At 62.0% G+C, this 12056-nt stretch carries 6 protein-coding genes, 2 tRNA genes and 3 rRNA genes; all 11 read left to right on the forward strand.

Annotation, left to right across the window (positions count from 1 at the left end; genetic code table 11):
* Positions 1–165 precede the first annotated feature (165 nt).
* Positions 166–1705, forward strand: a 16S ribosomal RNA gene (locus tag QSJ30_RS13300).
* Positions 1706–1953: 248 nt separating this feature from the next.
* Positions 1954–2029: transfer RNA gene (locus tag QSJ30_RS13305), tRNA-Ala, on the forward strand.
* A 22-nt stretch (positions 2030–2051) separates the two neighbouring features.
* Positions 2052–2129: transfer RNA gene (locus QSJ30_RS13310), tRNA-Ile, on the forward strand.
* 207 nt (positions 2130–2336) lie between these two features.
* Positions 2337–5272: ribosomal RNA gene (locus QSJ30_RS13315) — 23S ribosomal RNA — on the forward strand.
* A 187-nt stretch (positions 5273–5459) separates the two neighbouring features.
* Positions 5460–5575: ribosomal RNA gene (gene rrf, locus QSJ30_RS13320) — 5S ribosomal RNA — on the forward strand.
* Together the 16S, 23S and 5S rRNA genes with 2 tRNA genes alongside form the textbook arrangement of a ribosomal RNA operon.
* Before the next feature lie 79 nt (positions 5576–5654).
* A complete protein-coding gene (gene thrS, locus QSJ30_RS13325; RefSeq protein WP_285610049.1) occupies positions 5655–7568 on the forward strand; it encodes a threonine--tRNA ligase in 1914 nt (637 codons plus the stop codon).
* A gap of 95 nt (positions 7569–7663) precedes the next feature.
* A complete protein-coding gene (infC, locus tag QSJ30_RS13330) occupies positions 7664–8227 on the forward strand; it encodes a translation initiation factor IF-3 (RefSeq protein WP_285610327.1) in 564 nt (187 codons plus the stop codon).
* Positions 8228–8237: 10 nt separating this feature from the next.
* Complete coding sequence (gene rpmI, locus QSJ30_RS13335; RefSeq protein ID WP_285610051.1) at positions 8238–8441, forward strand: 50S ribosomal protein L35; 204 nt, start codon at positions 8238–8240, stop codon at positions 8439–8441.
* 192 nt (positions 8442–8633) lie between these two features.
* Positions 8634–8981: a 50S ribosomal protein L20 gene (rplT, locus tag QSJ30_RS13340; protein WP_243288481.1), complete on the forward strand. Its 348-nt coding sequence runs from the start codon at positions 8634–8636 to the stop codon at positions 8979–8981.
* Positions 8982–9062: 81 nt separating this feature from the next.
* Positions 9063–10133, forward strand: a complete 1071-nt coding sequence (gene pheS, locus QSJ30_RS13345; RefSeq protein WP_285610053.1) for a phenylalanine--tRNA ligase subunit alpha — start codon at positions 9063–9065, stop codon at positions 10131–10133.
* On the forward strand, positions 10133–12055 hold the full coding sequence (locus tag QSJ30_RS13350) for a phenylalanine--tRNA ligase subunit beta (RefSeq protein WP_285610055.1): 1923 nt from the start codon (positions 10133–10135) through the stop codon (positions 12053–12055). Before pheS ends, QSJ30_RS13350 begins: the two co-directional genes overlap by 1 nt.
* The last annotated feature ends 1 nt before the right edge of the window (position 12056 follow it).

Below are 12056 nucleotides of genomic sequence, written 5' to 3' on the forward strand. Positions count from 1 at the left end.
CTTCGGACCATGCGGAAGCGTGGTGGGCGTCTTTGAAAACCGGATAGAAGATAGGAAGCCTTTGAGGGTTCCGTGTGTCGTCTAAGGACGGTGCATGGGATTCAGAACAATTTTTCGACCAGAACATTGGCCCGAGGGGGAACCCGAGGGTGAGAGTTCAGAATGAAACTTGAGAGTTTGATCCTGGCTCAGAATGAACGCTGGCGGCGTGCCTAACACATGCAAGTCGGATGTGCCGCAAGGTGCATGGCAGACGGGTGAGTAACGCGTGGGGAATCTACCTTTTTGTGGGGAATAACGCTCCGAAAGGAGTGGTAATACCGCATGAGACCGCGGCCTGGGATGGCTGTGGTGAAACCTGGGGACCGCAAGGCCTGGGGCAAAAAGAGGATCCTGCGTCTGATTAGCTAGTTGGCGGGGTAATGGCCCACCAAGGCGACGATCAGTAGCCGGCCTGAGAGGGTGATCGGCCACACTGGAACTGAGACACGGTCCAGACTCCTACGGGAGGCAGCAGTGGGGAATTTTGCGCAATGGACGAGAGTCTGACGCAGCAACGCCGCGTGGGTGATGAAGGTCTTCGGACTGTAAAACCCTGTCGTCAGGGACGAAGGTATGGGAGTTAATAGCTCTTATGCTTGACGGTACCTGGAGAGGAAGCCCCGGCTAACTCTGTGCCAGCAGCCGCGGTAATACAGAGGGGGCAAGCGTTATTCGGAATTATTGGGCGTAAAGGGCGCGTAGGCGGTTTTTTAAGTCAGATGTGTAATCCCCGAGCTCAACTTGGGAACTGCATCTGAGACTGGAAGGCTAGAGTACTGGAGAGGGTGGTGGAATTCCTCGTGTAGCGGTGAAATGCGTAGAGATGAGGAGGAACACCAGTGGCGAAGGCGGCCACCTGGACAGTAACTGACGCTGAGGCGCGAAAGTGTGGGTAGCAAACAGGATTAGATACCCTGGTAGTCCACGCTGTAAACGATGAACACTTGGTGTGGAGGGAGTTGACCCCTTCCGTGCCGGAGCTAACGCGTTAAGTGTTCCGCCTGGGGAGTACGGTCGCAAGGCTGAAACTCAAAGGAATTGACGGGGGCCCGCACAAGCGGTGGAGCATGTGGTTTAATTCGACGCAACGCGAAGAACCTTACCTGGGCTTGAACTGCAGTGGACCGGTGCAGAGATGTGCCTTTTCGCAAGAACTGCTGCAGAGGTGCTGCATGGCTGTCGTCAGCTCGTGTCGTGAGATGTTGGGTTAAGTCCCGCAACGAGCGCAACCCTTACCCGTAGTTGCCAGCGCGTCATGGCGGGAACTCTACGGGGACTGCCCGGGTTAACCGGGAGGAAGGTGGGGATGATGTCAAGTCCTCATGGCCCTTATGTCCAGGGCTACACACGTGCTACAATGGGCGATACAAACCGTTGCAAAGTCGCGAGATGGAGCTAATCGGAGAAAGTCGTCCTCAGTTCGGATTGTAGTCTGCAACTCGACTACATGAAGGTGGAATCGCTAGTAATCGTGTATCAGAATGATACGGTGAATACGTTCCCGGGCCTTGTACACACCGCCCGTCACATCACGAAAGCCGGGAGCACTTGAAGAGGCTGTGGTAACCCGCAAGGGGGCTAGGTCTCAATGGTGAACTTGGTGATTGGGGTGAAGTCGTAACAAGGTAGCTGTAGGAGAACCTGTGGCTGGATCACCTCCTTTCTAAGGAGAGTCGCTTTTAGGAGCGACGAAAGGTCAACGCTTCCGATCGAAATTTCTATCCGGTTTTTAAAGACGCTCGGGCAATCTTTGACGAGCGTGTTTGGGCGTCCATGCCTGGGGTCGTGGTTCTGCGATCGCAAGTGGTGGTCTCGCGGGCAGGTTGCGAGTGCGGGTTTCCCGCGCGAGCAGCGGGGGCCCGGGGGGACATCGCGAGCGAAGCGAGCAGGCGGTCCCCCCGGACAACATTCGGGCCCGTAGCTCAGCTGGGAGAGCGCCTGGTTTGCATCCAGGAGGTCGTCGGTTCGATCCCGGTCGGGTCCACCAGCGCCTGCTGGAGCACGAACAGGGGCCTATAGCTCAGTCTGGTTAGAGCGCACGCCTGATAAGCGTGAGGTCGGTGGTTCGAATCCACCTAGGCCCACCAATTTGAGTTGAGTTGAGATCCCGAGGGATTTGAATCCAGCTCAAGGGTTGGCGTCTGAACAAGACAGCAGTTGTTTGACAGTTGAATAGAAGGAATAGAGAAGGGTGATCCATGGCGTTGAAGTGGCGCTGTGGGCTTAAGGCGAGGCAAGTTTAGCGAAACAATTAACTCTCGTGGGTCTGAAGTCGATGTAATTCATTGATGGAAGGCCAAGTTACAAAGGGTTGACGGTGGATGCCTTGGCAGATGACAGCGATGAAGGACGTGGTAAGCTGCGAAAAGTCTCGGGGAGTTGCACGCGAACGGTGATCCGGGAATGTCCGAATGGGGAAACCCGGCTGGGTGAAAGCTCAGTCATCTCTCAGCTGAATTCATAGGCTTTGAGAAGCGAACGTGGGGAAGTGAACCATCTCAGTACCCACAGGAACAGAAAACAACAGTGATTCCGGGAGTAGCGGCGAGCGAAACCGGAAGAGCCCAAACCTCATACGTGTAAGCGGCAGGCGTTGCGTATGGGGGGTCGTGGGACCTACAGGTCAGGGCTGCCCCCTGGCACAGAGTTACAAAACCTCTAGTTAGCGGAACGGCATGGAAAGGCCGGCGATACAGGGTGATAGCCCCTTATGCGAAAGCTACGAGGACTCTGAGTGGTGTTCCCAAGTATGTCGGGGCACGAGAAACCTTGACAGAATTTGCCGCGACCATGCGGTAAGGCTAAATATGTTCATCTGACCGATAGTGAACCAGTACCGTGAGGGAAAGGCGAAAAGAACCCCGATGAGGGGAGTGAAATAGAACCTGAAACCGTCAATCTACAAGCAGTGGAACCTCTATGGTTTACCAGAGGAACCGCGTGCCTTTTGCATAATGAGCCGGCTAGTTATTTTCAGTGGCGAGGCGAAGCCGAAGAGGCGGTGCCGTAGGGAAACCGAGTCTGAATAGGGCGACAGTCGCTGGAAATAGACGCGAAACGGGATGATCTATCCTTGACCAGGATGAAGTCCGGGTGACACCGGATGGAGGTCCGAACCAGTGTGGGTTGAAAACCGCTTGGATGAGTTGAGGATAGGGGTGAAAGGCCAATCAAATTCCGTGATAGCTCGTTCTCCCCGAAATAGCTTTAGGGCTAGCGTCGGATGTTTCGTCGTGCAGGTAGAGACCTGAATGGACTAGGGGGCTTACCAGCTTACTGAATCCAACCAATCTTCGAATGGCACGCCGTGAAGTCCGGCAGTCAGACTGCGGGTGATAAGATCCGTAGTCGAGAGGGAAAGAACCCAGATCGCCAGCTAAGGTCCCAAAATACATGCTAAGTGGAAAAGGATGTGGATGTGCTTAGACAGCCAGGAGGTTAGCTTAGAAGCAGCTATCCTTTAAAGAAAGCGTAATAGCTCACTGGTCAAGCGGGTCTGTGCCGACAATTCAACGGGGCTAAAGCATGTTACCGAAGCTGCGAACGTAAGTGGTAGGGGAGCATTCCCTACGTCTGTGAAGGTTGACCGTAAGGACAGCTGGAGACATGGGAAGAGACTCTGTCGGCATAAGTAGCGTAAAGACAGGCGAGAACCCTGTCCGCCGTAAGACTAAGGTTTCCAACGCAAGGTCAATCCGCGTTGGGTTAGTCGGGCCCTAAGCTGAGGCCGAAAGGCGTAAGCGATGGAAAGCTGGTTAATATTCCAGCACCATGAGCATCTCGTTTGTACGATGCAGGGACGCAGGAAGGTAGGGACGCAGAGCTATGGAATGTTCTGCGAAAGGATCCAAGGATGGTGCTTAGGGAAGTCCGGGTGCCACAAGTCCAAGGTTTCTGACGAAAAGTCCTGATCCTACACTGCCGAGAAAAGCTGCTAAGGAGAGGTGCTTGTGTCCGTACCGCAAACCGACACAGGTAGTCGAGGAGAGAATCCTCAGGCGTTTGAGAGAACTCTGCTGAAGGAACTCGGCAAATTAACCCCGTAACTTCGGGAGAAGGGGTACCACGGTAGGGTTCATAGCCCGAGGTGGTGGCACATAAATGTCCCAGGCGACTGTTTAACAAAAACACAGGTCTCTGCAAACTCCAAAGAGGAGGTATAGGGGCTGACGCCTGCCCGGTGCCGGAAGGTCAAGAGGAGCGGTCAGCGCAAGCGAAGCTGCGAATTTAAGCCCCGGTGAACGGCGGCCGTAACTATAACGGTCCTAAGGTAGCGAAATTCCTTGTCGGGTAAGTTCCGACCTGCACGAATGGCGTAACGATCTGGGAACTGTCTCCAGCAGAGACTCAGCGAACTTGTAGCACCGGTGAAGATGCCGGTTACCCGCACTTAGACGGAAAGACCCCGTGCACCTTTACTACACCTTGACATTGAGGTTGGCGTTGGACTGTGCAGGATAGGTGGGAGGCTATGAAACTGGCTCGTTAGGGTCGGTGGAGCCAACGTTGAGATACCACCCTGTTTAACGCTGATCTCTAACTCGCACCCGTGATCCGGGTGGAAGACAATGTCAGGCGGGTAGTTTGACTGGGGCGGTCGCCTCCTAAAGCGTAACGGAGGCGTACGAAGGTTCCCTCAGGCTGTTTGGAAATCAGCCGCAGAGCGCAATAGTATAAGGGAGCTTGACTGCGAGTCAGACACGACGAGCAGGTGCGAAAGCAGGTTATAGTGATCCGGTGGTCCCGAATGGAAGGGCCATCGCTCAACGGATAAAAGGTACGCCGGGGATAACAGGCTGATCTTGCCCAAGAGTTCATATCGACGGCAAGGTTTGGCACCTCGATGTCGACTCATCACATCCTGGGGCTGAAGCAGGTCCCAAGGGTTCGGCTGTTCGCCGATCAATAGTGGTACGTGAGTTGGGTTCAGAACGTCGCGAGACAGTTCGGTCCCTATCTAGTGTGGGCGCAGGAGATTTGAGAGGACCTGTCCTTAGTACGAGAGGACCGGGATGGACTGACCTCTGGTGTTCCAGTTGTGCCTCCAGGTGCAATGCTGGGTAGCTACGTCGGGAAGTGAGAAGCGCTGAAAGCATCTAAGCGCGAAACACCCCTCAAGATGAGATCTCCCTATGAGACCCGTGGTAGACCACCACGTTGATAGGTCGCATGTGCAAGGCCGGTGACGGCTTCAGCTGAGCGATACTAATCGGTCCATCGACTTGACCTTTCATCAATCAATTGCATTCAAGTGCAATTCAAGTAGGCTTTTCCGATAGGAAAAGCCGTCAAGTGAACCAGGCCAGGCCGGGCAGAGCCCGAGACTGGAATGGTGAGCGCCTTGAATTGCCGACCGAAATACCCACGAACGCTCTACGGAGCTTCGCCTTAACCCTTCTCAACCCTTCTTAACCCTTCGTCGTGGCTTTTCCCCAAGTGTCACACCCGTTCCCATCCCGAACACGGCAGTTAAGACTTGGAGGGCCGATGATACTGCTCCTCACAGGAGTGGAAAAGTAGGTCGCTGCGACGTTAAATCCCCTCCGGGCCATCACCATTGATGGCCCGGAGTTGTTTTACTGATAAAATTCTTCTCCTATTTCGAGGAACCCATGCCCATCGAGGTCCGACTTCCTGACGACTCCCTCCGGCAGCTGCCCGAGGGGGCGACTGGAACCGATCTGGCGGCCGGCATCGGGGCCCGTCTCCTGGACGCTGCGCTGGCCATCAAGGTGGATGGCCGCCTGGCGGACCTGAAATCCCCCCTGGCCGATGGCGCCAAGGTGGAGATCGTCACCAGCAAGACTCCGGAGAGCCTGGAGTTGATCCGCCACTCCACGGCCCACCTCCTGGCCCACGCGGTGAAGCGCCTCTATCCGGAGGCCCGGGTGGGCATCGGTCCGACCATCGAGGATGGGTTCTACTACGACTTCTGGGTGGAGAAGCCCTTCACCCCCGAAGATCTGCCGGTCATCGAGGCCGAGATGCGGAAGATCGTGGCCGAGGGGGTCGAGGTCGAGCGCGAGGATCTCGGCCGGGATGCCGCCGTGGCGCGTTTCCAGGCCATGGGCGAGCCCCTCAAGGTCGAGGTCGTGTCGGGGATCCCCGCCGGGGACATCATCAGCGGCTACAAGCAGGGGGACTTCTACGACCTCTGCCGCGGCCCTCATGTGCCCAACACCTCGAAGCTGAAGGCCTTCAAGCTGCTCAGCATCGCGGGCGCCTACTGGAAGGGCGACGAGAAGAACCAGATGCTCAGCCGCATCTACGGGACCGCCTTCCACACCCAGAAGGAGCTCGACGAGCACCTGAAGCGGCTGGAGGAGGCCAAGGCCCGCGACCACCGCAAGCTGGGCAAGGAGCTGGGACTCTACTCCTTCCACCCGGAGGCGCCCGCCTCGCCCTTCTTCCACCCCAGGGGCACCCAGGTCTACAACGAGCTGGTGACCTACATGCGGGAGCTGTACTTCAAGTACGGGTACGACGAGGTGATCACCCCGCAGGTGCTGGACGTGGCTCTCTGGAAGACCAGCGGCCACTACGAGAACTACGCCGAGAACATGTACTTCACCACCGCCGAGGAGCGGGAGTACGCGCTGAAGCCCATGAACTGCCCGGGCCACTGCATCCTGTTCGGCAGCCAGAAGCACAGCTACCGCGACCTGCCCATCCGCTACGCGGACTTCGGCCGCCTGCACCGCTATGAGCGCAGCGGCGTCACCCACGGGCTGACGCGGGTGCGGACCTTCTGCCAGGATGACGCCCACATCTACTGCGCGCCCGAGCAGATCAAGACCGAGATGGCCGCCTTCCTGGCCCTGCTGAAGGAGGTCTACGACACCTTCGGCTTTGAGGGCATGCGGGTGGCCCTGTCGACCCGCCCCGAGAAGCGGCTGGGCTCGGACGAGATCTGGGACGCGGCCGAGCAGGCCCTGGGCGAGGCCCTGGACGAAGCGGCCATGCCCTACACCCTGAACCCCGGCGAGGGCGCCTTCTACGGCCCCAAGATCGAGTTCCAGATCCTGGATGCCCTCAAGCGCCCCTGGCAGCTGGGCACCCTCCAGGTGGACTACATGCTGCCGGAGCGCTTCGATCTGAAGTACACGAAGCCCGATGGCACCGAGGGGCGGCCCGTCATGCTGCATCGGGCCATCCTCGGCAGCCTCGAGCGCTTCATGGGCATCCTGGTCGAGCACACCGCCGGGGCCTTCCCGGCCTGGCTGGCCCCGGCCCAGGTGGCCATCCTGCCCATCACCGACCGGGCCAATGCCTTTGCCACCGAGGTGGCCGCCCAGGCGAAGGCGCTCGGGCTCCGGGCGGAGCTGGATTCGCGCAATGAGAGCCTGAAGGCCAAGATCCGCGAGGCCCAGCTGGCCAAGGTGCCCTACATGCTGGTCATCGGGGACCGCGAGGCCGAGGCGGGCACGGTGTCCGTGCGGCACCGCCACCGGGGGGACCTCGGGGTGCAGGAATGCGGGGCCTTCCTCACCTCGCTCGCCGCCGAGGTCCGGGACCGCCAGCGCTGAAACCATTTTCCTTGCTTGGCGTGAATCCATCCAAGTGGTAGACTTTTTGTCCTTGTGCAACTAGGGGAGGAACCATTCGTCCTAACGAGACCCGCATCAATGACGGCATCCGGGCCCCCGAGGTCCGCGTCATCTCCGAAGATGGCGAACAGCTCGGCTTGATGCCCCCAAACCAGGCCATCCGGATCGCCGAAGAACGCGGTCTCGACCTGGTGGAAGTGGCAGGAAACGCCAACCCGCCCGTCTGCAGGATCATGGACTACGGCAAGTACAAGTTCATGGAAGCGAAGCGGGAACACGCGGCGCGGGCCAAGCAGAAGAACATCGTGGTCAAGGAAGTGAAGTTCCGCCCCAAGACCGATGACCACGACTTCGACTTCAAGGTGAAGCACATCCTGCGGTTCCTGGAGGAAGAAGACAAAGTCAAGGTGGTGGTCATGTTCCGCGGACGCGAAGTCGTCCATCGCGACATCGGCTACCGGATCATTGAGGAAGTCATCCAGCGGGTCGGGGACAAGGCCATCGTCGAAAAGGGGGCCGGCATCGACGGGCGTGACATGCACGCCATCCTCGCCCCCCGGATCATCGAAGTGCCCAAGGCCCCCAAGAAGTCCAAGCCCGCCACACCTGAAACCCCAGCAACCGAAGCTCAAATCTAGCGAGGAACCCATGGCCGGTTACAAGATCAAGACCCACAAGGGCGCCCAGAAGCGGTTCAAGAAGACCGCCGGCGGCAAGTTCAAGCGCGGCTGCTCGCACCAGCGCCACATCCTGACCAAGAAGACGGCCAAGCGGAAGCGGCAGCTGGACATGGGCGGAATGGTGGCCAAGGCCGACCAGAAGGCCGTGGCCGCGATGCTGCCTTACGCCTGATTGATGTTGTCAGGGGGTTCCGCGCTGCGCGCACACCCCCTGGCCCCCGCGCTTCGCGCAGGCAAAGCCTGCACGAAGCTTGTTCTCCAAGGCCTGAGGTCCTAGGATCGAAGGTTCAACCCGGTGGCTGAGGCCACCCCCGATGAGGCCTTCAAACGCTCGCTCTGAGCTGCCTCGAGGAAAGGAACGCACATGACTCGTGTAAAACGCGGATTCAAGCGCGCCCAGCGCCGCAAGCGGATGATGAAGTTCGCCAAGGGCTTCTACGGCGCCAAGTCCCGCCTGTACCGCTCCGCCAAGGAAGCCGTCGAGAAGGCCCTCGGCTACGCCTACCGCGACCGCAAGGTCAAGAAGCGCGACTTCCGCCGCCTCTGGGTGGTGCGCATCAGCGCCGCCTGCACGCAGAACGGCACCAGCTACTCCAAGTTCATGGGCGGCCTGAAGAAGGCCTCCGTGGATCTGGACCGCAAGATCCTCGCGGACCTCGCCGTGCGCAATCCCGAAGCGTTTACCAAGCTCGTGGCCGTGGCCAAGGGCTGATCGCGAAGCAACCATCGCAGACACCCGAAAGGCCGCGTGAGCGGCCTTTCTTTGTTTCGAGACACCTGTCCAGAGGGCTTCATGGACCACCTGCTTCCAGCTGAGATTCTCGAGGCGGATCGCGCCTTCGCGGGGGCCCTGGCCGCCTGCGGCGACCTGGATGCCCTGCTGCGCCTGAAGGGCGCCTACGTGGGCCGCGAGGGCAGCCATGCCGCGCGGCTCATGGAGCTGCTCAAGGCCGCGCCCAAGGAGCAGAAGCGCGACCTGGGCGCGGCCATCAATGGGCTCAAGCAGCAGTGGGAGGAAGGCCTGAAGGCCCGCCAGGGAGAACTCGAGACGGCGAAGAAGCACCTGAACGCGCTGGCCTCGAATTGGGATTCCTCCCTGCCGCCGCCGGTGCCGGCCCACGGCGCGCTGCATCCCCTGAACCGCCTCGTGGACCGCCTGGTGGAGGTCTTCCGCCCCCTGGGCTTCCATGTGGAGGAAGGGCCCGAGGTGGAGACCGAGGCCCACAACTTCGACGGCCTGAACATCCCCGAGGACCATCCGGCCAAGGCCTCCTCCGACACCTTCTACCTCGCGGCCCACCCGGAGCTGCTGCTCCGCACCCACACCAGCCCCGTGCAGGTGCGCACGCTCCTCCGCGTGGCGCCAAGCCTGGAGCAGCACGGCGGCATCCGCTTCCTGGCGCCGGGCCGGGTCTACCGCAAGGATGAGATCGATCCCACCCACAGCCCCATGTTCCACCAGGTGGAGGGCATGCTCGTGGGCCACGACATCGGCATGCAGCACCTCAAGGGCACCCTGGAATACGCGCTGCGGGCGCTGTTCGGCCCCCACACGGAGATCCGCCTGCGGCCTTCGTACTTCCCCTTCGTGGAACCGGGCTGCGAGGTGGACGTGAGCTGCCCGCTGTGTGACGCCAAGGGCTGCCGCGTGTGCAAGGGCTCGGGCTGGGTGGAGATCCTGGGCGCGGGCCTCCTCCATCCCAACGTGCTGCGCTACGCGGGCATCGACCCGGCGGAGTGGTCCGGCTGGGCCTTCGGCATGGGCGTGGAGCGCATGGCCATGATGCTGAGCCAGACACCGGATCTGCGCCTGTTCTTCGAGAACGATCAGCGCTTCCTCAAGGCCATGGGAGGGCTGGACTGATGTGGATCGAACGCAAGGCCCTCGCCGCCGAGATTCCCGCCGCCGCGGCCCTGGACACGCGCCAGCTCTGCGAGCTGCTGGCAGCCCTCGGCTTCCCCGTGGATGGCGTGGCCTCCCGTGAAGGTGCAGATGTGCTGGATGTGGACATCACCGCCAACCGCGGCGATGCCATGTCCCACCGCGGCATGGCCCGGGAGGTGGCGGCGAAGCTGCAGCAGCCCCTGGCGCCCCTGGCGCCAGCGCCCTTGGCCGAAGGTGCGCCGAGGGTCGAGGTCCGCCTGGAGAGCCCCGCCTGCCCCCTCTATGCCACGGCGCTCCTGAGCCTGGGGGCGGGCGGCACGCCGCCGGAGCCCCAGGCCCTGTTGCGCGCCCTGGAGTCTTCGCCCAAGGGCCTGCCCGCCGTGGACGCCTCCAACGAGCTGCTGCACCGCTACGGCCATCCCACCCATGCCTTCGACGCGGACCGCATCCAGGGCGCCGTGACGGTGCGCTGGGCGAAGGGCGGGGAGACTCTGGTCACGCTCGATGGCGTGACGCGCACCCTCACCCCTCAGGACCTCGTCATCGCCGACGAGACCGGCCCCATCGCCCTGGCGGGTGTCATGGGTGGGGACGGCACCAAGGTCACAGGGGCCACGCGCCGTGTGCTGCTGGAGAGCGCCTGGTTCGACCCCAAGACCGTGCGCGCCACGGCGCGCCGCCACAGCCTGCACACGGACGCCTCACACCGCTTCGGCCGGGGCGCGGATCCGGCCATGGCGACCGTGGCGCGGGATCTCCTGGTGGAGCGGCTCCAGGCCTGGGCGGGTGCTTCCCTGGAGGGAGCCTGGACTGCCGGCTCCCTGCCGGCGCCCGCTGGCTCGGTGAGCCTGCCCGAGGCCCTGCTCAGCCGGGTGGCCGGGGAACCCCTGCAGCTGGGTGAGGCCGCCGAGGCCCTGCGGCGGCTCGGTTGCCGCGTGGAGGTGCGCCCGGAGGCCCTGGCCGTCCAGCCGCCCAGCTGGCGCCACGACCTGACCATTCCGGAGGATCTGGCCGAGGAGGTCCTCCGCCTGCGTGGGTACGAGGCCATCCAGTCGGTGCTCCCGCCCTTGGAGGGCCCCCCGCAGCCGCTGGCTCCGGGCTACCTCCAGCGGCAGGCCCTGGCCCGCCGCCTGGCCCACCTGGGCTTCCACCAGACGGTGACCTACGGCTTCATCAGCCCGGAGGCGGATGCCGCCTACGCGGCGCCGGACAACGCCCCGGGAGGCCGCACCCTGGTCAACCCGCTGGGGCAGGAATACTCCGTGCTGCGCGGCACCCTCCTGTCCAGCCTCCGCGCCGCTGCGGAGCAGAACCTCCGCCAGGGCGCCCGGGAGATCCGCCTCTTCGAGGTGGCGCCCACGTACACCAGCGGTCCCGGCGGGCCCGTGGAGTGCTTCACCCTGGGCCTGGTCTGGGGCGGCACCCTGGGGGGCGAGGACTACCTGAGCCCCGCCCGCCGCGTGCAGGAGGCCGACCTCAGTGGCATCGCCCTGGACCTCGGCCTGGCTTCGGCCCCCGAGGTGCGTTCTCTGGGCGAGGGCCTCTTCGGCTTCGAGCTCCCCGTCTCCGCCCTGCCCCCGGCCGGAGCGCGGATCATCCCGGCCTTCCGCCCCTTCAGCCGCTTCCCCGCGGTGGAGCGGGACCTGTCCCTCCTGGTGGAGCTGGGCCAGTCCTACGAGACCCTGGCCTCGGCCATGCGGGCGGCGCTGCCCCAGGACCTGCTCCAGGATCTGCGCTGCGTGGACGTGTTCCGCCACAAGAGCCTGCCCGCAGGCAGCCAGGCCTGGCTGATGCGCCTGCGGTTCCAGGCGGACCGCACCCTGGTGGGGAGCGAGGTGGATGGCTGGATGGCCTCGGCGCTGGCCGCGGCGGAGTCCCTCGGGGCGAAGCTCCGGGCGTAAG

This window comes from Geothrix edaphica (genome assembly GCF_030268045.1).
Lineage (GTDB): Bacteria > Acidobacteriota > Holophagae > Holophagales > Holophagaceae > Geothrix > Geothrix edaphica.